Below are 21,754 nucleotides of genomic sequence, written 5' to 3'. Positions count from 1 at the left end.
TCTCCCGTTACCAGACGAAGGCGAGGACTTCCCCGCCAACGCTCCGCTTGCGGGCCTGCCGGTCGGTGAGCAGCCCCTGGGACGTCGAAATGATCGCCACGCCCAGCCCGCCGAGCACCCGCGGGAGCCCGTCCGACTTGGCGTACACCCGGAGACCGGGCTTGGACACGCGCTTGATGCCGGCCAGGCTCCGCTCGCGGTTCTGGCCGTACTTCAGCTCGACGACCAGTCGCTTGCCGACGGCACCCTCCTCGGGGTCCTCGACCGACCAGGTGGCGATGTAACCCTCGGCCTTGAGGACCTCGGCGATGTTCGCCTTGATCTTCGAGTAGGGCATCGTCACCCGGTCGTGGTACGCCTGGTTGGCGTTACGCAGACGCGTGAGCATGTCTGCGATCGGGTCGGTCATCGTCATGAAAACTCGTCAACCTTTCTCGCCGGGGTTCCCCGGGCCGGGCCCGGGGCCTACGGCGAAGAGACAGTTCAGCTGACGCGCCGGAGCGCGCCGGGCTATTACCAGGAAGCCTTGGACACGCCGGGCAGCTCACCGCGGTGGGCCATCTCCCGGATGCACACCCGGCAGAGACCGAACTTGCGGTAGACCGCCTTCGGACGCCCGCACCGCTGGCAGCGGGTGTACGCGCGAACCGAGAACTTCGGCTTCGCGGCCGCCTTGAGGATCAGCGCCTTCTTGGCCATCTCAGTTCTCCTTGAACGGGAAGCCCAGGAGCTTGAGCAGCGCCCGGCCCTCGTCGTCGGTCGTGGCGGTCGTGACCACCGTGATGTCCATGCCCCGCTGGCGATCGATCTTGTCCTGGTCGATCTCGTGGAACACCGACTGCTCGGTCAGGCCGAACGTGTAGTTGCCGTGCCCGTCGAGCTTGCGCCCGTCCAGACCGCGGAAGTCACGGATACGCGGCAGCGCGATGGACAGCAGCCGGTCCAGGAACTCCCACATCCGGTCGCCGCGCAGGGTGACCTTCGCGCCGATCGGCATGCCCTCGCGCAGCTTGAACTGCGCGATGGACTTGGTGGCCCGCCGGACCAGCGGCTTCTGGCCGGTGATGGTGGCCAGGTCGCGGACGGCGCCGTCGATCAGCTTGGCGTCCCGAGCGGCCTCGCCGACACCCATGTTGACCACGATCTTGACCAGACCGGGCACCTGCATGGGGTTGCCGTAGGCGTACTGCTCCTGCAGCTTCGCCACGACCTCGTTGCGGTACCGCTCCTTGAGACGCGGCAGGGTCTTCGTTTCGGTAGCCGTGGTCATCACAGGTCCTTACCGGTGCTACGCGCGATGCGGACCTTCTGGCCGTTGTCGTCGATCCGGTAGCCGACGCGGGTCGGCTTGCCGTCGGAGTCCACGACCATCACGTTCGAGACGTGGATCGGGGCCTCCTGGGTGACGATGCCACCGGTCTTGGCGCCACGCTGGGTGGTGCTGATGCGAGTGTGCTTCTTGACCCGGTTCACGCCCTCGACCAGGACCTTGTCCTGCCGCGGGTAGGCCGCGATGACCTTGCCCTTGGCACCCTTGTCCTTGCCGGCGATGACGACGACCGTGTCGCCCTTCTTGACCTTCACGGTCACAACACCTCCGGCGCGAGAGAGATGATCTTCATGAACCGCTTGTCCCGCAGCTCGCGGCCCACCGGGCCGAAGATGCGGGTACCGCGCGGGTCCCCGCCGTCCTTGATGATGACGGCGGCGTTCTCGTCGAAGCGGATGTACGACCCGTCCGGCCGCCGCCTCTCCTTGGCGGTCCGAACGACGACGGCCTTGACGACGTCGCCCTTCTTCACACCGGCACCGGGGATCGCGTCCTTGACCGTGGCCACGATGACGTCGCCGATGCTCGCGTAGCGCCGACCGGAGCCACCGAGAACCCGGATGCACAGGATCTCCCGGGCACCCGTGTTGTCGGCGACGCGCAGTCGCGACTCCTGCTGAATCACGTCTATCTCCTATGTCTGCCGGTTCTCCGGCCGCCGGGGGCGGCCGGAGCCTGGCGGAACCTGCGCCCGACCGATACCGGCCGAGCTCGAGCCTTCGCTACTTGGCCTTCTCGAGGATTTCCACGAGCCGCCACCGCTTGGTGGCGGAGAGCGGCCGGGTCTCCATGATCAGGACCCGGTCGCCGATGCCGGCCGAGTTCTGCTCGTCGTGCACCTTGAGCTTGCTCGTACGGCGCATGATCTTGCCGTACAGCGCGTGCTTGACCCGGTCCTCGACCTCGACCACGACGGTCTTGTCCATCTTGTCGCTCACCACGAGGCCCTCACGGACCTTACGGCGGGCCCGCACGGTGGCGGTGGCGTTCTCGTCACTCATGATGCAGTCACCTCAGTCGGCGCGGTCGAGAGACCCAACTCACGCTCACGCATGATCGTGTAGATCCGGGCGATCTCCCGACGGATGACCTGCAGCCGCCGGTTGTTGTCCAGCTGCCCGGTCGCGCCCTGCACGCGGAGGTTGAACAGCTCCGCCTTCGCCTCGCGCAGCTTCGTGACCAGCTCCTCCTCGGAGAGCTCACGCAGCTCGGAGGCCTTGACGCCCGCTGCCATCAGGATTCACCCACTTCGCGCGTAACAATGCGGCACTTCATCGGGAGCTTGTGGATCGCGCGACGCATCGCCTCTCGCGCGATCTGCTCGTTGGGGAAGGACATCTCGAAGAGGACCCGCCCCGGCTTCACGTTGGCGACCCACCACTCGGGCGAACCCTTACCGGAACCCATCCGGGTCTCGGCAGGCTTCTTGGTGAGGGCCTGGTCCGGGAAGATCGTGATCCAGACCTTGCCGCCACGCTTGATGTGGCGGGTCATCGCGATACGCGCCGACTCGATCTGGCGGTTGGTCACGTACGCCGGCTCGAGAGCCTGGATCCCGAACTCGCCGAACACCACCCGGTTACCACCCTTGGACGCGCCGTGGCGGTCCGGGTGGTGCGGCTTGCGGAAGCCCTTCGGGGGCTTGCGCGGCATCAGCATCTGTCAGCCCTCCTGCTGCTGTTCTGCCGGCTGGTTCGGAGCCGAGGCGGCGGCGGCGACAGCGTTGCTGTCGACCGGCTCACCGGCCGGCGTCTCCGCCTGCTGCGCGATGGTGGTCGCGGCAGCCCGGCCGGCCTCGGTACCGCCGGCGGTCGTACCCGACGAGCCCGACCGGCCACGACGCGGCCGGTCCGGCCGGTCGCCACGGTCGCGGCGCGGGCCGCGCGACGGGGCGGCCTCGGCCGGGGCCTCGCGGCCCGGGACGGCGTCGCCCTTGTAGATCCAGACCTTCACGCCGATCCGGCCGAAGGTGGTACGGGCCTCGAAGAAGCCGTACTCGATGTTGGCCCGCAGCGTGTGCAGCGGGACCCGGCCCTCGCGGTAGAACTCGGTCCGGCTCATCTCGGCGCCGCCGAGACGGCCCGAGACCTGAACCCGGATGCCCTTGCAGGCGGGGTTCTTCATCGCGGACTGCATCGACTTGCGCATGGCCCGACGGAAGCTGACCCGGCTGGACAGCTGCTCGGCGACGCCCTGGGCGACCAGCTGAGCGTCGGCCTCGGGGCTCTTCACCTCGATGATGTTCAGCTGGACCTGCTTGCCGGTGAGCTTCTCCAGCTCGCCGCGGATCCGGTCGGCCTCCGCACCCTTACGGCCGATGACGATGCCCGGCCGGGCGGTGTGGATGTCGACGCGGACCCGGTCCCGGGTGCGCTCGATGTCGACCTTGGAGATCCCGGCGCGCTCGAGGCCCTTGGACATCATCCGGCGGATCTTGACATCCTCGCCGATGTAGTCCTTGTAGAGCTTGTCCGCGAACCAGCGGGACTTCCAGTCGGTCGAGATGCCGAGCCGGAACCCAGTGGGGTGAACCTTCTGACCCATTACTCGGCACCCTCCGTCGTGCTCTGCCCCTGCGCCGCCGGCTCGGCCTGCTTGGCCGGAGCGGCCTTCTTGGCCGACTTCCTCGGCGCGGCCGGAGCCACCGCCTCGACCGCCACGGTGATGTGGCAGGTCCGCTTGCGGATCCGGTAGGCCCGGCCCTGCGCCCGCGGCCGGAACCGCTTCATCGTCGGGCCCTCGTCGACGAACGCCTCGCTGACGAGCAGCGCGTCGGGGTCCAGCCGCTCGTTGTTCTCCGCGTTGGCGATCGCGCTCGCGAGCACCTTGTACACCTGCTCGCTCGCAGCCTGCGGCGCGAACTGCAGCACCGTGAGCGCCTCCTTCGCGGGCAGGCCGCGGACGAGGTTGACCACCCGGCGCGCCTTCATCGGCGAGATGCGCACGTGCCGCGCAACCGCCCGCGCGCCCGGAAGCACCGGAGCGTCGCCCTTTCCTGGCATCGCTGTAACCCCTTGTTCCTCTATCCGTATGCCCGCGGCGTCAGCGCCGGCGGCTCTTCCGGTCGTCCTTCTCGTGACCCTTGAACGTGCGGGTCAGCGCGAACTCGCCGAGCTTGTGCCCGACCATGGCCTCGGTCACGAAGACCGGGACGTGCTTGCGTCCGTCGTGCACGGCGATCGTGTGACCCAGCATCTCCGGGATGATCGTCGAGCGCCGCGACCAGGTCTTGATCACGTTCTTCGAGCCCTTGTCGTTCTGCGTCTCCACCTTCTTGAGCAGGTGGTCGTCGACGAACGGGCCCTTCTTCAGGCTGCGAGGCATGTCTTATCTCCCTCAGCCGCGCTTACGCGTGGCGTAGCGGCGGCGGACGATCAGCCGGTCGCTCGGCTGGCCCTTACGACGGGTACGGCCCTCGGGCTTACCCTGCGGGTTGACCGGGTGGCGACCACCGGAGGTCTTACCCTCACCACCACCGTGCGGGTGGTCGACCGGGTTCATGGCGACACCACGGACCGTGGGGCGCTTGCCCTTCCAGCGCATGCGGCCGGCCTTGCCCCAGTTGATGTTCGACTGGTCGGCGTTGCCGATCTCGCCGACGCTCGCGCGGCAGCGCACGTCGACCCGCCGGATCTCGCCGGACGGCATACGCAGGGTCGCGTACGCGCCCTCACGGCCGAGCAGCTGGATGCCGACGCCGGCCGAGCGGGCCAGCTTGGCGCCACCGCCCGGACGCAGCTCCACGTTGTGGACCGTCGTACCGACCGGGATGTTGCGCAGCGGCAGGTTGTTGCCCGGCTTGATGTCGGCGCCCGGACCGGACTCGACGCGGTCGCCCTGCTTCAGGTCCTTCGGCGCGAGGATGTAGCGCTTCTCGCCGTCGGCGTAGTGCAGCAGCGCGATGCGCGCGGTGCGGTTCGGGTCGTACTCGATGTGGGCGACCTTCGCAGGCACGCCGTCCTTGTCGACCCGCTTGAAGTCGATCAGACGGTACTGCCGCTTGTGACCGCCACCGTGGTGCCGGGTGGTGATCCGGCCGTGGGCGTTGCGCCCGCCCTTCTTCGGCAGCGGGGCCAGCAGCGACTTCTCCGGCGTGGACCGGGTGATCTCGGCGAAGTCGGCGACGCTGGAACCGCGTCGGCCCGGCGTCGTCGGCTTGTACTTACGGATAGCCATTGTCTACACCCCTCAGCTGACCGGGCCGCCGAAGGCCTCGATACGGTCACCGTCAGCCAGCTTCACCATCGCGCGCTTGGTGTCCTTGCGCTTGCCGAACCCGGTGCGGGTCCGCTTGCGCTTGCCCTCGCGGTTGAGCGTGTTGACCGTCAGGACGCGGACGTTGAAGATCTGCTGGATAGCGATCTTGATCTCGGTCTTGTTCGCGTCCGGGTGCACCAGGAAGGTGTACCAGTTCCGGTTCAGCTCGCTGTAGCTCTTCTCCGAGACGACCGGCGCGACGATGACGTCACGCGGATCGGCGATCGTGCTCACTTGCCACCCTCCTCGGTGGTCTCGGCTGGCACGCCCAGGAACTCGTCCAGGGCCTCCTTGGTGAAGACCACGTCGTCGGCCACCAGCACGTCATAGGTGTTGAGCTGGCCGGCCTCGATGAGGTGCACCCGGCTGTCCCGCGCGTTGCGCAGGTTCCGCAGCGACACCCAGTTCAGCTCGTCGGTGCTGCTCAGCACGACCAGGACCCGACGGGCGCTGGTCAGCTTGGTCAGCGTGGCCAGAGCCGCCTTGGTGGACGGCTGCTCGCCCGAGACGAACGCCTCGACGACGTGCACCTGGCCGGCGCGAGCCCGGTCGGAGAGGGCGCCACGCAGGGCGGCGGCCTTCATCTTCTTCGGGGTCCGCTGGCTGTAGTCGCGCGGCACCGGGCCGTGGACCACGCCGCCGCCGGCGAACTGCGGGGCGCGGGTCGAGCCCTGGCGGGCACGGCCGGTGCCCTTCTGCTTGTAGGGCTTCCGGCCACCGCCGGAGACCTCGCCGCGGCTCTTGGTCTTGTGCGTACCCTGGCGGGCCGCCGCGAGCTGAGCCACCACGACCTGGTGCATCAGCGCGATGTTCGCCTGCACGTCGAAGATGTCGGCCGGCAGCTCGACGGAGCCGCTCTTGCCGCCTTCGACGTTGCGGACGTCAACGGTGGTCACTTGGCCACACCGCCCTTCTTCACCTTCGCCTTGGCCGCGGTGCGGACCAGGACCAGCGCGCCCTTCGGGCCGGGAATGGCGCCGCGGACGAGCAGGAGGTTGTTCTCGGTGTCGACCGCCTGGACGGTCAGGTTCTGGACGGTGTAGCGCACGCCACCCATCCGGCCCGCCATCCGGGTGCCCTTGAAGACGCGACCCGGGGTCGCGCAGGCGCCGATCGAGCCGGGCGAGCGGTGCTTGCGCTCGACACCGTGGCTGGCGCGCAGACCGTGGAAGCCGTGCCGCTTCATCGGGCCGGCGTAACCCTTGCCCTTGGTCTTGCCGGTCACATCGATCACGGCGCCGGCCGGGAACTCGCCTACCGTGACCTCCTGGCCCGGCGTGTAGTCCGCGGCGTCGGCGGTGCGCAGCTCGACGATGTGCCGGCGCGGCGCGACGTCCGCCTTGGCGTAGTGCCCGGCGACCGGCTTCTTGACCTTGCGCGGGTCGATGGCTCCGTAGGCGAGCTGAACGGCGGAGTAGCCGTCCTTGTCGGCGCTACGGACCTGGCTCACGACGCACGGGCCGGCCTCGACCACGGTCACGGGGACGACCTTGTTGTTGTCCCAGACCTGGGTCATGCCGAGCTTGGCGCCCAGGATCCCCTTGACTTGCCTGTCCATTTGATCGATCCCTACAGCTTGATCTCGATGTCGACGCCAGCCGGCAGGTCGAGGCGCATGAGCGAGTCGACCGTCTTCGGGGTCGGGTCGATGATGTCGATCAGACGCTTGTGCGTGCGCATCTCGAAGTGCTCGCGCGAGTCCTTGTACTTGTGCGGCGAGCGGATGACGCAGAAACGGTTGATCTCCGTGGGCAGCGGCACCGGGCCAGCGACCTGCGCCCCGGTACGCGTCACCGTCTCGACGATCTTCCGAGCCGAGGAGTCGACGACCTCGTGGTCATAGGCCTTGAGCCGGATGCGGATCTTCTGTCCCGCCATGGTGGCTTCTGTTCCTTCTCTCGATGCCGCTGTGTTGCGGGCACCTGTACCGGCTGGTACAGGCCCACTTCCGCCGACCCCCGCGGTCGGGCGTGTCGCGCCCGTGGACCAGGCTCCGCCCCGGGGCTCCGGAGCGATTCTCTGACCTCGCGGTGGGTCATGGCGCCGATCGCGGATAACACGACCTGGACGCCGCGCGAGGGTGGTTGACCGCTGATGGCGATCAACCACCCCACGCGATGACAGCCTGCCTCCCGGAGGTCCAGCCTCAGCCGGACGCGGTCGACCCACTGCCGTTACGCAACCTGACTAGTATGCCGCACGACCGGCGGCGACGCTAATCGGGGTTACCCAGCTCACTTGATGATCTTGGTGACGCGACCCGCGCCGACCGTACGACCACCCTCGCGAATCGCGAACTTCAGGTTGTCCTCCATGGCGATGGGCTGGATCAGCTTCACCGACATCGAGGTGTTGTCGCCCGGCATGACCATCTCGGTGCCCTCGGGCAGCGTGACGACGCCGGTGACGTCCGTGGTCCGGAAGTAGAACTGCGGACGGTAGTTCTGGAAGAACGGGGTGTGGCGGCCACCCTCCTCCTTGGAGAGGATGTAGACCGTCGCCTCGAACTCCGTGTGCGGGGTCGTGGTGCCCGGCTTGATGACGACCATGCCGCGCTCGACGTCCTCGCGCTTGGTGCCACGCAGCAGCAGACCGACGTTCTCGCCTGCGCGGGCGTCGTCCAGGGTCTTCCGGAACATCTCGATCGCGGTGACCTTGGTCTTGAAGCCCTTCTCGCGGATGCCGACGACCTCGACGTCCTCGTTCGGGAGCAGCACGCCACGCTCGACACGACCGGTGACGACGGTGCCACGACCGGTGATCGTGAACACGTCCTCGACGGGCATGAGGAACGGCTTCTCGGTCTCGCGCTCCGGCTGCGGGATCGCGGTGTCGACCGCGCTCATCAGCTCGAGCAGCTTCTCGGTCCAGACCGGGTCGCCCTCGAGCGCCTTCAGCGCGGAGACCTGGACGACCGGCAGGTCGTCGCCCGGGTACTCCTGCGAGGAGAGCAGCTCGCGGACCTCGAGCTCGACGAGCTCCAGGAGCTCCTCGTCGTCGACCATGTCGCTCTTGTTGAGCGCCACGACGATGTACGGCACACCGACCTGACGGGCCAGCAGCACGTGCTCGCGGGTCTGCGGCATCGGGCCGTCGGTCGCCGCCACCACCAGGATCGCGCCGTCCATCTGCGCGGCACCGGTGATCATGTTCTTGATGTAGTCGGCGTGACCGGGGCAGTCGACGTGCGCGTAGTGACGCGCCTCGGTCTGGTACTCGACGTGCGCGATCGAGATCGTGATGCCGCGGGCCTTCTCCTCCGGCGCCTTGTCGATCTCGTCGAACGGCGTGTACGGGTTCAGGTCCGGGTACTGGTCGTGCAGGACCTTCGTGATGGCCGCCGTCAGCGTCGTCTTACCGTGGTCGATGTGACCAATGGTGCCGATGTTGACGTGCGGCTTAGTCCGCTCGAACTTCGCCTTCGCCACTGGTGTCCTCCTGGTGGACTTTCTTGGTTCGTTCGCCCCGGTGCGCCGGTCGGCGCGTAGGACTCTGTCGACAGCCTTTCCGACCTGACGGCCGGATAGCCTTTGTGGGTTCTGCGGCGATGAAGCCTACAGGCCCGGATTCACCCAACCCGACCGAGGTGGCCGCGGGCGGGAGATCCCTCCCGCGACCGCCCCCGGATCATCGGGTCAGCTCGGGGTGAGCGTCACTCACCCGTCGCCTTGGCGATGATCTCCTTCGCCACGCTCTGCGGCACTTCGGCGTAGGAGTCGAACTGCATGCTGTAGCTAGCCCGGCCCTGGGTCTTCGACCGCAGGTCGCCGACGTAGCCGAACATCTCCGACAGCGGCACCAGAGCCCGGACGACGCGAGCGCCGCTGCGCTCCTCCATCGCCTGGATGATGCCCCGACGGGAGTTGAGGTCGCCGATGACGTCACCCATGTTCTCCTCGGGAGTGGTGACCTCAACAGCCATCATCGGCTCGAGCAGTGCGGGGTCGGCCTTGCGGGCCGCCTCCTTCATCACCATCGAGCCGGCGATCTTGAATGCCATTTCCGACGAGTCGACCTCGTGGTACTGGCCGTCCAGCAGCGTCAGCTTGACACCCACCAGCGGGAAGCCGGCGAGAATGCCGTACTGCATGGCGTCCTGGGCGCCGGCGTCCACCGACGGGATGAACTCCCGGGGGATACGGCCACCGGTGACGGCGTTGGCGAACTCGTAGGTCGGCGAGTCGTTGCCCATGGGCAGCGGCTCGACGCTCACGATGACGCGGGCGTACTGGCCGGAGCCACCGGTCTGCTTCTTGTGGGTGTACTCGATCTTCTCCACCGTGCGGCGGATCGTCTCGCGGTACGCCACCTGCGGCTTACCGATGTTCGCCTCGACGTTGAACTCGCGGCGCATCCGGTCGACCAGGATGTCCAGGTGCAGCTCGCCCATGCCGGAGATGACCGTCTGACCGGTCTGGTCGTCCAGCTTGACGCGGAAGGTCGGGTCCTCCTCAGCCAGCCGCTGGATGGCGGTGCTGAGCTTCTCCTGGTCGGCCTTGGTCTTCGGCTCGATCGCGACCTCGATGACCGGCTCCGGGAAGGTCATCGACTCCAGGATGACCGGGTTCGCCGAGTCGCACAGGGTGTCACCGGTGGTGGTCTGCTTCAGACCCTGCACCGCGATGATGTCGCCGGCCTTGGCCGAGCCACGCTCTTCCCGCTTGTTGGCGTGCATCTGGTAGATCTTGCCGATGCGCTCCTTGCGGTCCTTGGTGGAGTTGACCACCTGGGTGCCGGTCTCGACCACGCCGGAGTAGACCCGGACGTAGGTGAGCTTGCCGAGGTGCTTGTCGGTCTGGATCTTGAACGCCAGGCCGGAGAACGGCTCCGAGGTCGACGGCTTCCGCAGCATCGGGGTCTCGCCGTCGGTCGCCGTACCCTCGATCGCCGGAACGTCCAGCGGCGACGGCAGGAAGTCGATGACGGCGTCGAGCATGGGCTGCACGCCCTTGTTCTTGAACGCCGAACCGCAGAGCACCGGGTTCGCCTTGCCCGCGATGGTGGCACGACGGATGGCGGCCTTGATCTCCTCGACGGAGATCTCCTCGCCCTCCAGGTACTTCTCCATCACCGCGTCGTCGACGTCGGCCAGGGTCTCCATCAGCTTCTCGCGCCACTCGGCCGCGGAGTCGGCCAGCTCGGCCGGGATCTCCTCGATCGCGTAGTCCTCACCCTTCTGGGTCTCCCCGCGCCAGGTGAGGGCGCGCATGCCGATCAGGTCGACGACGCCGATGTGGTCGCCCTCGAGGCCGATCGGGATCTGGAGCACCAGCGGGGTGGCGTTGAGCCGGTCGATCATCATCTGCACGCAGCGGAAGAAGTCGGCGCCGGTCCGGTCGAGCTTGTTGACGAAGCACATCCGGGGGACGTTGTACTTGTCCGCCTGGCGCCAGACGTTCTCCGTCTGGGGCTCCACACCGGCGACGCCGTCGTACACCGCGACCGCACCGTCCAGAACACGCAGCGACCGCTCCACCTCGACCGTGAAGTCGACGTGGCCGGGCGTGTCGATGATCTGGATCGTGTGGCCCTTCCACTCGCACTTCGTGGCGGCGGACGTGATGGTGATACCGCGCTCCTGCTCCTGCTCCATCCAGTCCATGACGGCGGCGCCCTCGTGGACCTCGCCGATCTTGTACGTGATGCCGGTGTAGAAGAGGATTCGCTCGGTGGTCGTGGTCTTGCCGGCATCGATGTGCGCCATGATGCCGATGTTGCGTACGTTGGCGAGCGCGTCTGCGGCGGCCACTTCAATCCCTACTTATCGTCGTCTCGACACAACTGGTGGCGGTTCCGGCGCCGGGTGGGCGCCGGAACCTCAGGTGTTACCAGCGGTAGTGCGCGAAGGCCTTGTTGGACTCGGCCATCTTGTGCGTGTCCTCGCGCCGCTTGACGGCGGCACCGAGGCCGTTGCTCGCGTCCAGCAGCTCGTTCATCAGCCGCTCGATCATGGTCTTCTCGCGGCGGGCCCGGGAGTAGGTCACCAGCCAGCGCAGACCGAGCGTGGTCGCGCGGGCCGGCCGGACCTCGACCGGAACCTGGTAGGTGGCGCCACCGACCCGGCGGCTGCGCACCTCGAGCGTCGGCTTCACGTTGTCCATCGCCCGCTTGAGCGTGACGACGGGGTCGGTGCCGGACTTCTCGCGGCAGCCCTCCAGGGCGGCGTACACGATGCGCTCGGCGAGCTGACGCTTGCCACGCAGCAGGATCTTGTTCACCAGCTGGGTGACCAGCGGCGAGTTGTACACCGGGTCAGCGACCAGCGGATTCCGCGGAGCGGGTCCCTTACGCGGCATGTCAGCTCTTCTCCTTCTTCGCGCCGTAACGGCTGCGAGCCTGCTTGCGGTTGCGGACACCCTGGGTGTCCAGCGAGCCGCGCACGATCTTGTACCGCACGCCGGGGAGGTCCTTCACACGGCCGCCACGCACGAGCACGATCGAGTGCTCCTGCAGGTTGTGGCCGACGCCCGGGATGTAGGCGGTCACCTCGATCTGGCTGCTGAGCTTGACACGAGCGACCTTGCGCAGCGCCGAGTTCGGCTTCTTCGGGGTGGTGGTGTACACGCGGGTGCACACGCCGCGCCGCTGGGGAGACCCCTTGAGCGCCGGGGTCTTGGTCTTGGTCGTCTTGGCCTGTCGGCCCTTTCGGACCAGCTGCTGAATGGTGGGCACCGGGTTTCTCCGCTCCCTTCGGCCGCTGCGAGGCGACCGCGCCGTCTGCTCTAGCCGGCCTGATGGACGGCTCTCCTACATTCCAGCCGGGGCCACCTGACGGCAGTCCCAGCACCCGCGGTCGGGCGTGTCGCCCGAGTCACGGCCCGGTGGCGCCGCTGACGCGTCGTACCGGATCTTTGGTCTCTGGTGGTGCGACCGCGCGATCACCGGCTGACCGGCTCCAGCGCACGCACGCATTGCCCGGGCTGGCCCGGGCGCAAGGGAAAAGAGTACCTATCACAGCCGCGCCGGTCAAAACGGATCGGCTCGGGAGGACCGCGTCGCGGCCCCGCCGGCCGGCTTCCGGATCGCCGGCGCGCCCTCGATGGGCACCTACGACGTCAAGTGTACCGGCTCGTCCCGGGCGCGGCCCGGCGGCCCCGCTCTCCCCCGGCCACCCCAGACCGGGCATTCCATCCCCAACCGGTCGCCGGTCCGGCGCACCTCACGTGATCTGCACCACCAGCGCGACTCCCAGCCCCACCACGCTCAACAGCAGCCCCACCACGCCGCAGCTGAGCCCGGCCACCGCCAGGCCGTTCCCGGTGAACCGGACCGCCGGCGGCGGCGCCGGACGCCTGATCTGGCGGCGGGCGAACAGCCAGGCCACGATCGCCCCGACGCCGGCGAGCGCGCCGAGCACGGTGAAGGCGCCGGCCGCCCAGGCACCGCCGTAGTCCGGACCGGCGACACCGAAGCAGAAGACCAGCAGCGACACCAGGATCGAGGCGATCCCGGTGACCAGCGAGCCGATGGCCGGCCCGGAGGTGACCGGCGGCACGTCCAGGTGAACCACCCCGAACGGGGTGCCCGGCACCGCGTCGACCCGCTTCGGCGGCCGGGGCGCCTCCCGCGGGGGCGGCGGGAACGCCGGCTCACCCGCCCAGCCGCCGCCGGGCGCGCTCCCCGGCGCGCCCCACCCGCCGCCGTGGGCCGGCCCGCTTCCCGGGTACGCCCCGAGCGCCGACCCGGGCCCGCCGTGCCCCGGCTGGTACGCCGACCCGGGCGGACCGGGCGGATACGGCCCCGCGGACTCGGGACCGTGCGTGCTCGGCGGATACGGCCCCGCGGACCCCTGGCCGTACGTGCCCGGCGGATACGACCCACCGGACCTCGGGTTGTGCATGCCCGGCGGGTACGGTCCCGCCGGCGGCCAGGGGCCGGGCGGAGCGGAGTGCGGCGGAGCGGAGTGCGGCGGCGGAGCGGAGTGCGGAGACGGCGCGGCGGAGTGCGACGCCGGGTCCGGCGCGGAGCGCGGGGCGGCCCACGGGCTGACCGCGTCGGCGGCCGGCGCGGCGGGATCCGGCCCGGCACCTGGGCGGGTCGGGTCGCCTCCCGGCGGGGCCGGTTCCGTCACGGCGTCCTCCTGTCCACGTGGCTCACCCGCCGCGCGGCGGACACCGGCCAGGCTACCGTCGCGGGTCACCGCCGGGTGGGTGGGAGCGGGGCCGCTCCCCCACCGGGTCAGTCGAAGTTCGGCGCGAAGTCGTGCCCGAACGAGGCGTCGGCGTGCCGGATGATCCCGATCACCACCGCGGCCACCACCGCGACGGCGGTCAGCACCAGGCCGACCCGGGCCAGCCGCTCACCGCGGCGCAGCCAGTCGGCGCCGGTGAGGTAACCCCCCGAGGCGTACGCCTCCCGGCGGGCCTGCCGGGCCAGGGTGAGCGCGAGCGTGGCGGGCACCACCCCGCCGACGAAGAAGCCGGTCAGCGCGCCGATCAGGCCGAGGGCGAAGACGGCGCGGGCCTTCGTGGAGCGGACCGGCTCGGGATCGTGCGGATGGCGGTGCGCCTGCGGCACGACGGGCACCTGCTGCACCGGCACGGTCGTCATGCCCCCATTCTGCCCCGCCCGGACGAGCCGGCGCGCCAGCTCGCCGAGGTGGCGGCATCCGGGGCCGGTCGACCCCACCACCTCGGCGTACCGGTGTGGGGCAAGCGGTCCCGGACGCGACGAGGCCCCCGGCGGGTGCCGGGGGCCTCGTCGTTCGTGCGGTTTAGCGGTACGACCCGAAGTCGAAGTCGTCCAGCGGCACCGCCTGGCCGCTGGCCGGCCCGAAGCCGTAGTCGGTCTCCGGGTAGCCGGTCATCGAGTAGACCTTGGCCTTCGCCTCCTCGGTCGGCTCGACCCGGACGTTGCGGTACTTGCTGATGCCCGTACCGGCCGGGATGAGCTTACCGATGATCACGTTCTCCTTGAGGCCGATCAGCGAGTCGCTGCGGGCGTGGATCGCCGCGTCCGTCAGCACCCGGGTGGTCTCCTGGAAGGAGGCCGCCGACAGCCAGGAATCCGTGGCCAGCGAGGCCTTGGTGATACCCATCAGCACCGGACGACCGGCGGCGGGCTCGCCGCCCTCGCCGACGAGCCGGCGGTTCTCCGACTCGAACAGCGCCCGGTCGACCAGCACGCCCGGCAGGAACTCGGTCGAGCCGGAGTCGATGACCGTCACCCGCTTGAGCATCTGGCGGATGATGATCTCGATGTGCTTGTCGTGGATGAGCACACCCTGCGAGCGGTAGACCTCCTGGACCTCCTGGGTCAGGTGGACCTGGACCGCGCGCGGGCCGAGGATGCGCAGCAGCTCGTGCGGGTCGATGGTGCCCTCGGTGAGCTTCTCGCCGACCTCGACGTGGTCGCCGTCGTGCGCCCGGAGCCGGACCCGCTTCGAGATCTTGTCGTAGACGATCTCGTCGCTGCCGTCGTCCGGGATGACCACGATCTTGCGGGACCGCTCGCCGTCCTCGATCCGGATCCGGCCGGGGGTGTCGGCGATGGGCGCCTTACCCTTCGGCACCCGGGCCTCGAAGATCTCCTGCACACGGGGCAGACCCTGGGTGATGTCCTCACCCGCGACACCACCGGTGTGGAAGGTACGCATGGTCAGCTGCGTACCCGGCTCACCGATCGACTGGGCGGCGATGATGCCGACCGCCTCGCCGACGTCCACGGTCTTGCCGGTCGGCAGCGAGCGGCCGTAGCACGCACCGCAGACGCCCAGCTTCGACTCGCAGGTGAGCACGCTGCGCACCCGCACCGTCTCCACCCCGGCCGCCACGATCGCGTCGACCCCGATGGAGTTGATGTCCTGGCCGCGGTGGGCCACCACGGTGCCGTCCGGCCCCTTGATGTCGTCGGCCAGCGTCCGGGCGTGCACGCTGGTCTCGGCGTGCTCGTGCACGACCAGCTTGCCGTCCAGGTGCTCACCGATCTGCATCGGGATGGCCCGGTCGGTGCCGCAGTCCTCCTCGCGGATGATGACGTCCTGCGAGACGTCCACCAGACGACGGGTCAGGTAACCCGAGTCGGCGGTACGCAGGGCGGTGTCCGCGAGACCCTTCCGGGCGCCGTGCGTGGAGATGAAGTACTCCAGCACGGACAGACCCTCCCGGTACGAGGCCTTGATCGGCCGCGGGATGATCTCGCCCTTCGGGTTGGCCACCAGACCACGGATCGCCGCGATCTGCCGGAGCTGGAGCAGGTTACCGCGGGCACCCGAGTTGATCATCTTCCACAGCGGGTTCTCCTGCGGCAGCGCGGTGTCCATCTCCTTGGCGACCTCGTTGGTCGCCTTGGTCCAGATCTCGATGAGCTCGCCGCGACGCTCCTCGGCGGTCATCAGACCACGCTGGTACTGCTTGTCGATCCGGTCGGCTTCCTTCTCGTACCGCTCCAGGATCTCCCGCTTGCGCGGCGGAGCGATGACGTCCTCCATGCCGATGGTGACGCCGGACCAGGTGGCCCAGTGGAAACCGGCCTCCTTGAGCCCGTCCAGGGTGGCCGCCAGGGCCACCTTCGGGAAGCGCTCGGCGAGGTCGTTGACGATCGCGGAGAGCTGGCCCTTGCGGATCTCGTAGTTCACGAAGCGGTAGCCCGGGGGCAGCGTCTCGTTGAACAGGACCCGGCCCAGGGTGGTCTCCACCGTCACCGGCTCGCCCTCGACCCAGCCCTCGGGCGCGGTCCACGGCTCGGCGCCGGCGCCGTTGTCGACACCGATCACGTCGTGCAGCCGGATCTTGACCGGGGTCTGCAGGTGCAGCTCACCGTTGTCGTACGCCATCCGCGCCTCGGCGTCCGAGCTGAACGCCCGGCCCTCGCCCTGACCACCCGGAGTGAGGTGGGTCAGGTGGTAGAGACCGATGACCATGTCCTGGGTGGGCATGGTGACCGGCTTGCCGTCGGCCGGCTTGAGGATGTTGTTCGACGACAGCATCAGGATCCGCGCCTCGGCCTGGGCCTCGGCGGACAGCGGCACGTGGACCGCCATCTGGTCACCGTCGAAGTCGGCGTTGAACGCGGTGCAGACCAGCGGGTGGATCTGGATGGCCTTGCCCTCGACCAGCTGCGGCTCGAAGGCCTGGATGCCCAGGCGGTGCAGGGTCGGCGCCCGGTTCAGCAGGACCGGGTGCTCGCCGATGACCTCTTCCAGCACGTCCCACACGACCGGGCGCTGCCGCTCGACCATCCGCTTGGCGGACTTGATGTTCTGCGCGTGGTTGAGGTCGACCAGCCGCTTCATCACGAACGGCTTGAACAGCTCCAGCGCCATCTGCTTGGGCAGGCCGCACTGGTGCAGCTTGAGCTTCGGGCCGACCACGATGACCGACCGGCCGGAGTAGTCGACGCGCTTGCCCAGCAGGTTCTGGCGGAACCGGCCCTGCTTGCCCTTGAGCATGTCGGAGAGCGACTTCAGCGGCCGGTTGCCCGGGCCGGTGACCGGACGACCGCGACGGCCGTTGTCGAACAGCGCGTCGACGGCCTCCTGGAGCATCCGCTTCTCGTTGTTGACGATGATCTCGGGCGCGCCGAGGTCGATCAGCCGCTTGAGGCGGTTGTTCCGGTTGATCACACGCCGGTAGAGGTCGTTCAGGTCGGAGGTCGCGAAGCGGCCACCGTCGAGCTGCACCATCGGGCGCAGGTCCGGCGGGATGACCGGGACGCAGTCCAGCACCATGCCGAGCGGCGAGTTCCGGGTGTTCTGGAACGCCGCGACGACCTTCAGCCGCTTGAGCGCCCGGATCTTCCGCTGGCCCTTGCCGGAGCGGATGGTCTCGCGGAGGTTCTCCGCCTCGGCGGTGAGGTCCATGTTCTGGACCAGCGCCTTGATGGCCTCGGCGCCCATGCTGCCGGTGAAGTACTCACCGAAGCGGTCGCGCAGCTCGCGGTAGAGCAGCTCGTCGGTGACCAGCTGCTTCGGCTCCAGCTTGCGGAAGGTGTCGAGGACCTCGTCGAGGCGGTCGATCTCGCGCTGGGCCCGGTCGCGGATCTGGCGCATCTCGCGCTCTCCGCCCTCCTTGACCTTGCGCCGGACGTCCGCCTTCGCGCCCTCGGCCTCCAGCTCGGCGAGGTCGCCCTCGAGCTTGGCGGCCCGCTTCTCGATCTCCGAGTCGCGGCTGTTCTCGGCCTGCCGCTTCTCGGCCAGGATCTCGTTCTCGATGGTCGAGAGGTCGCGGTGACGCGCTTCGGCGTCCACGCTCGTCACGACGTACGAGGCGAAGTAGATGATCTTTTCGAGGTCCTTCGGGGCGAGGTCCAGCAGGTAACCCAGCCGGCTCGGCACGCCCTTGAAGTACCAGATGTGGGTCACCGGAGCGGCCAGCTCGATGTGACCCATCCGCTCCCGGCGAACCTTGGAGCGGGTCACCTCGACGCCGCAGCGCTCGCAGATGATGCCCTTGAAACGGACCCGCTTGTACTTACCGCAGTAGCACTCCCAGTCCCGCTGCGGACCGAAGATCTTCTCGCAGAAGAGCCCGTCCTTCTCCGGCTTGAGGGTGCGGTAGTTGATGGTCTCGGGCTTCTTGACCTCGCCGTGGGACCACTGACGGATGTCGTCGGCGGTGGCGAGACCGATGCGCAGCTCGTCGAAGAAGTTGACGTCGAGCACTGTGTCCCCTATGTCGTCGTCTGTACTGCTAGCTAACGGGCGGGATCGGGGGCCGGCGAACCGGCCCCCGACTCACCGCCTCAGACCTCTTCGACCGAGCTCGGCTCGCGCCGGGACAGGTCGATGCCCAGCTCCTCCGCCGCCCGGAACACCTCGTCGTCGGTCTCGCGCATCTCCAGGGCCACACCGTCGCTGGAGAGCACCTCGACATTGAGGCACAGCGACTGCAGCTCCTTGAGCAGCACCTTGAACGACTCCGGGATGCCCGGCTCGGGGATGTTCTCGCCCTTGACGATCGCCTCGTAGACCTTGACCCGGCCGAGGACGTCGTCGGACTTGATGGTCAGCAGCTCCTGCAGGGCGTAGGCGGCGCCGTACGCCTGCATCGCCCAGCACTCCATCTCACCGAAGCGCTGGCCGCCGAACTGCGCCTTACCACCCAGCGGCTGCTGCGTGATCATCGAGTACGGGCCGGTCGACCGGGCGTGGATCTTGTCGTCGACCAGGTGGTTGAGCTTCAGGATGTAGACGTAGCCGACCGCGATCGGGTCGGGCAGCGGCTCGCCCGAACGACCGTCGAACAGCTGCGCCTTGCCGGTGCGCCCGATCAGCTGGTTGCCGTCCCGGTTGGGCAGGGTCGACGCCAGCAGGCCGGAGATCTCCTCCTCGCGGGCACCGTCGAAGACCGGGGTGGCCACGTTGGTGTCCGGCTCGGACTCGTGCGCGTTGATCGACTTGAGCTGGCGCTTCCACTCCTCGTCGTCACCGTCGACGCTCCAGCCGGTCTTGGCAACCCACCCGAGGTGGGTCTCCAGGACCTGGCCGATGTTCATCCGGGACGGCACACCGAGCGGGTTCAGCACGATGTCGACCGGGGTGCCGTCCTCCAGGAACGGCATGTCCTCGATCGGCAGGATCTTGGAGATGACGCCCTTGTTGCCGTGGCGGCCCGCGAGCTTGTCACCGTCCTGGATCTTGCGCTTCTGGGCCACGTAGACCCGCACCAGCTCGTTCACGCCCGGGGGCAGCTCGTCGCCGTCCTCGCGGGAGAAGGTACGCACGCCGATGACCGTGCCGGTCTCGCCGTGCGGCACCTTCAGCGAGGTGTCGCGAACCTCGCGCGCCTTCTCACCGAAGATCGCGCGGAGCAGCCGCTCCTCGGGGGTCAGCTCGGTCTCGCCCTTCGGCGTGACCTTGCCGACCAGGATGTCGCCGGGGACCACCTCGGCGCCGATCCGGATGATGCCGCGCTCGTCGAGGTCGGCGAGCATCTCCTCGCTGACGTTCGGGATGTCGCGGGTGATCTCCTCCGGACCGAGCTTGGTGTCCCGGGCGTCGACCTCGTGCTCCTCGATGTGGATCGAGGTGAGCACGTCCTGCTGCACGAGGCGCTGCGACAGGATGATCGCGTCCTCGTAGTTGTGGCCCTCCCAGCACATGAACGCGACCAGCAGGTTGCGTCCGAGCGCCATCTCGCCCTCGTCGGTGCACGGCCCGTCGGCGATGACCTGACCGGCCTCGACGCGGTCGCCCTCGAAGACGACCGGCTTCTGGTTGACGCAGGAGCCGGCGTTGGAGCGGCGGAACTTGTGCAGCAGGTACGTCCGGCGGTGGCCGTCGTCCTGGTGGACGGTGACGTAGTCGGCGCAGAGGTCCTCGACCACCCCGCCGACCTCGGCGACGACCACGTCGCCGGCGTCGACGGCCGCACGGTATTCCATGCCGGTGCCGACCAGCGGGGCCTCGGCCTTGACCAGCGGCACCGCCTGACGCTGCATGTTCGCGCCCATGAGCGCGCGGTTCGCGTCGTCGTGCTCCAGGAACGGGATCATCGCGGTGGCGACCGAGGTCATCTGCCGCGGCGACACGTCCATGTAGTCCACGGCCCCGGGCGCCACGTCCTCGGTCTCGCCGCCCTTACGGCGGACCAGGACGCGGTCCTCGGCGAACGTGCCGTCCGACTTCAGCGGCGCGTTGGCCTGGGCCTTGACGAACCGGTCCTCCTCGTCCGCGGTCAGGTAGTCGATCTGGTCGGTGACCCGACCGTCGATGACCTTCCGGTACGGCGTCTCGATGAAGCCGAACGGGTTGACCCGGGCGAAGGTGGAGAGCGCGCCGATCAGGCCGATGTTCGGGCCTTCCGGCGTCTCGATCGGGCACATCCGGCCGTAGTGGGACGGGTGCACGTCGCGGACCTCGAAGCCGGCCCGCTCACGGGACAGACCACCCGGGCCGAGCGCGCTCAGCCGGCGCCGGTGGGTCAGACCCGCCAGCGGGTTGGTCTGGTCCATGAACTGGGACAGCTGCGACGTGCCGAAGAACTCCTTGATCGCCGCCACCACCGGGCGGATGTTGATCAGGGTCTGCGGCGTGATCGCCTCGACGTCCTGGGTGGTCATCCGCTCGCGGACGACCCGCTCCATCCGGGAGAGACCCACCCGGACCTGGTTCTGGATCAGCTCGCCCACGGTGCGCAGGCGACGGTTGCCGAAGTGGTCGATGTCGTCGGCCTCGTAGCCCTCCTCACCGGCGTGCAGCCGGCAGAGGTATTCCACGGTGGCGACGATGTCGTCCTCGGTCAGCGTGCCGGTGTTCATCGGCACGTCGACTTCGAGCTTCTTGTTGAACTTGTAGCGCCCGACCTTGGCGACGTCGTACCGCTTCGGGTTGAAGAAGAGGTTGTCGAGCAGGGTCTGGGCGTTCTCGCGGGTCGGCGGCTCGCCAGGGCGGAGCTTCCGGTAGATGTCGAGAAGCGCCTCGTCCTGCCCGGCGATGTGGTCCTTCTCGAGCGTGGTCATCATCAGCTCGGACCAGCCGAACTTCTCGCGGATGCGCTCCGCGGACCACCCGATGGCCTTGAGCAGGACGGTGACGGCCTGCCGACGCTTGCGGTCGATGCGGACGCCGACCGTGTCGCGCTTGTCGATGTCGAACTCCAGCCAGGCACCCCGGCTCGGGATGACCTTGACGCTGGAGAGGTCGCGGTCGGAGGTCTTGTCCGGCTGCTTGTCGAAGTAGACGCCCGGCGAGCGGACGAGCTGGCTGACCACGACGCGCTCGGTGCCGTTGATGATGAAGGTGCCCTTGGGCGTCATCATCGGGAAGTCACCCATGAACACCGTCTGGCTCTTGATCTCGCCGGTGGTGTTGTTGGTGAACTCCGCGGTCACGAACAGTGGCGCGCAGTAGGTCAGGTCCTTCTCCTTACACTCCTCGATCGAGGCCTTGACCTCGTCGAAGCGCGGAGCGGAGAAGGAGAGCGACATGGTGCCGGAGAAGTCCTCAATGGGACTGATCTCGTCGAGGATTTCCGCGAGACCCGAGCGTGCGTGCGGGTCGTCCGCCGACCGGCCCTGCCAAGCCTCGTTGCCGACGAGCCAGTCGAAGGACTCGTTCTGGATGGCGAGGAGGTTGGGGACCTCGAGGTGTTCGGTGATCCGACCGAAAGAAACTCGGCGGGGTGCGAAAGCGCTCGACGTACGACTGGTCTTCGCAGGGCGGGAAGCTGCCAAGATGCGTCCTTCCGAGGACCGGTGCTGCAGAACGGCTGGTACGCGTGCACTCCA

General features: G+C 68.6%; 24 protein-coding genes. All 24 read right to left on the bottom strand.

Annotated elements, in window-relative coordinates:
* Positions 1–7: 7 nt before the first annotated feature.
* Positions 8–415, bottom strand: a complete 408-nt coding sequence (gene rpsH, locus O7618_RS29650; protein ID WP_091594949.1) for a 30S ribosomal protein S8 — start codon at positions 413–415, stop codon at positions 8–10.
* A gap of 98 nt (positions 416–513) precedes the next feature.
* Positions 514–699: a type Z 30S ribosomal protein S14 gene (locus O7618_RS29645; RefSeq protein WP_007073023.1), complete on the bottom strand. Its 186-nt coding sequence runs from the start codon at positions 697–699 to the stop codon at positions 514–516.
* A gap of 1 nt (position 700) precedes the next feature.
* Complete coding sequence (rplE, locus tag O7618_RS29640; protein WP_091065804.1) at positions 701–1,270, bottom strand: 50S ribosomal protein L5; 570 nt, start codon at positions 1,268–1,270, stop codon at positions 701–703.
* Positions 1,270–1,590: a 50S ribosomal protein L24 gene (gene rplX / locus O7618_RS29635; protein ID WP_018217055.1), complete on the bottom strand. Its 321-nt coding sequence runs from the start codon at positions 1,588–1,590 to the stop codon at positions 1,270–1,272. The genes rplE and rplX overlap by 1 nt, the downstream gene beginning before the upstream one ends.
* A complete protein-coding gene (gene rplN / locus O7618_RS29630) occupies positions 1,587–1,955 on the bottom strand; it encodes a 50S ribosomal protein L14 (protein ID WP_007465279.1) in 369 nt (122 codons plus the stop codon). The genes rplX and rplN overlap by 4 nt, the downstream gene beginning before the upstream one ends.
* A 97-nt stretch (positions 1,956–2,052) precedes the next feature.
* Positions 2,053–2,331, bottom strand: a complete 279-nt coding sequence (gene rpsQ, locus O7618_RS29625) for a 30S ribosomal protein S17 (RefSeq protein ID WP_278109428.1) — start codon at positions 2,329–2,331, stop codon at positions 2,053–2,055.
* Entirely contained in the window at positions 2,328–2,564 is a 237-nt protein-coding gene (gene rpmC / locus O7618_RS29620; protein ID WP_091065796.1) for a 50S ribosomal protein L29, read from the bottom strand. Before rpmC ends, rpsQ begins: the two co-directional genes overlap by 4 nt.
* Positions 2,564–2,989, bottom strand: a complete 426-nt coding sequence (gene rplP, locus O7618_RS29615; RefSeq protein WP_073834927.1) for a 50S ribosomal protein L16 — start codon at positions 2,987–2,989, stop codon at positions 2,564–2,566. The genes rpmC and rplP overlap by 1 nt, the downstream gene beginning before the upstream one ends.
* A 3-nt stretch (positions 2,990–2,992) precedes the next feature.
* Positions 2,993–3,874: a 30S ribosomal protein S3 gene (gene rpsC, locus O7618_RS29610; protein ID WP_278109427.1), complete on the bottom strand. Its 882-nt coding sequence runs from the start codon at positions 3,872–3,874 to the stop codon at positions 2,993–2,995.
* On the bottom strand, positions 3,874–4,332 hold the full coding sequence (gene rplV / locus O7618_RS29605; protein ID WP_278109426.1) for a 50S ribosomal protein L22: 459 nt from the start codon (positions 4,330–4,332) through the stop codon (positions 3,874–3,876). The genes rpsC and rplV overlap by 1 nt, the downstream gene beginning before the upstream one ends.
* Before the next feature lie 40 nt (positions 4,333–4,372).
* Positions 4,373–4,654 (bottom strand): 30S ribosomal protein S19, encoded by a 282-nt coding sequence (rpsS, locus tag O7618_RS29600; protein WP_007073032.1) that lies wholly within the window; start codon positions 4,652–4,654, stop codon positions 4,373–4,375.
* Positions 4,655–4,666: 12 nt separating this feature from the next.
* Positions 4,667–5,506: a 50S ribosomal protein L2 gene (gene rplB, locus O7618_RS29595; RefSeq protein WP_278109425.1), complete on the bottom strand. Its 840-nt coding sequence runs from the start codon at positions 5,504–5,506 to the stop codon at positions 4,667–4,669.
* Positions 5,507–5,518: 12 nt separating this feature from the next.
* A complete protein-coding gene (rplW, locus tag O7618_RS29590) occupies positions 5,519–5,821 on the bottom strand; it encodes a 50S ribosomal protein L23 (RefSeq protein WP_013288632.1) in 303 nt (100 codons plus the stop codon).
* Positions 5,818–6,483 carry a 50S ribosomal protein L4 gene (gene rplD / locus O7618_RS29585; RefSeq protein ID WP_278109424.1) on the bottom strand — a complete coding sequence of 222 codons (666 nt, stop codon included), beginning with the start codon at positions 6,481–6,483 and terminating at the stop codon, positions 5,818–5,820. Before rplD ends, rplW begins: the two co-directional genes overlap by 4 nt.
* On the bottom strand, positions 6,480–7,145 hold the full coding sequence (rplC, locus tag O7618_RS29580) for a 50S ribosomal protein L3 (RefSeq protein WP_181570340.1): 666 nt from the start codon (positions 7,143–7,145) through the stop codon (positions 6,480–6,482). The genes rplD and rplC overlap by 4 nt, the downstream gene beginning before the upstream one ends.
* 11 nt (positions 7,146–7,156) lie before the next feature.
* Positions 7,157–7,465: a 30S ribosomal protein S10 gene (gene rpsJ / locus O7618_RS29575; protein WP_007073037.1), complete on the bottom strand. Its 309-nt coding sequence runs from the start codon at positions 7,463–7,465 to the stop codon at positions 7,157–7,159.
* A 356-nt stretch (positions 7,466–7,821) separates the two neighbouring features.
* Positions 7,822–9,015, bottom strand: a complete 1,194-nt coding sequence (gene tuf, locus O7618_RS29570; RefSeq protein ID WP_091426406.1) for an elongation factor Tu — start codon at positions 9,013–9,015, stop codon at positions 7,822–7,824.
* A 224-nt stretch (positions 9,016–9,239) separates the two neighbouring features.
* Positions 9,240–11,336, bottom strand: a complete 2,097-nt coding sequence (gene fusA / locus O7618_RS29565; protein WP_278109423.1) for an elongation factor G — start codon at positions 11,334–11,336, stop codon at positions 9,240–9,242.
* Between the two features lie 76 nt (positions 11,337–11,412).
* Positions 11,413–11,883, bottom strand: coding sequence for a 30S ribosomal protein S7 (gene rpsG, locus O7618_RS29560; protein WP_091065767.1), 471 nt, complete (start codon positions 11,881–11,883; stop codon positions 11,413–11,415).
* A gap of 1 nt (position 11,884) precedes the next feature.
* On the bottom strand, positions 11,885–12,259 hold the full coding sequence (gene rpsL, locus O7618_RS29555; RefSeq protein WP_007465318.1) for a 30S ribosomal protein S12: 375 nt from the start codon (positions 12,257–12,259) through the stop codon (positions 11,885–11,887).
* 487 nt (positions 12,260–12,746) lie between these two features.
* Positions 12,747–13,118, bottom strand: a complete 372-nt coding sequence (locus O7618_RS29550; RefSeq protein ID WP_278110195.1) for a hypothetical protein — start codon at positions 13,116–13,118, stop codon at positions 12,747–12,749.
* A 647-nt stretch (positions 13,119–13,765) separates the two neighbouring features.
* Positions 13,766–14,137 (bottom strand): hypothetical protein, encoded by a 372-nt coding sequence (locus tag O7618_RS29545; protein WP_278109420.1) that lies wholly within the window; start codon positions 14,135–14,137, stop codon positions 13,766–13,768.
* A gap of 163 nt (positions 14,138–14,300) precedes the next feature.
* Positions 14,301–18,188 carry a DNA-directed RNA polymerase subunit beta' gene (locus tag O7618_RS29540; RefSeq protein WP_278109419.1) on the bottom strand — a complete coding sequence of 1,296 codons (3,888 nt, stop codon included), beginning with the start codon at positions 18,186–18,188 and terminating at the stop codon, positions 14,301–14,303.
* Between the two features lie 80 nt (positions 18,189–18,268).
* Complete coding sequence (locus O7618_RS29535) at positions 18,269–21,700, bottom strand: DNA-directed RNA polymerase subunit beta (protein ID WP_091065761.1); 3,432 nt, start codon at positions 21,698–21,700, stop codon at positions 18,269–18,271.
* Positions 21,701–21,754 lie beyond the last annotated feature (54 nt).

The sequence above is a fragment of the Micromonospora sp. WMMD980 genome (assembly GCF_029626035.1).
GTDB lineage: Bacteria > Actinomycetota > Actinomycetes > Mycobacteriales > Micromonosporaceae > Micromonospora.
Note: the sequence above shows the minus strand (reverse complement) of the source record. Positions and strands in the feature narration are given on the sequence as shown.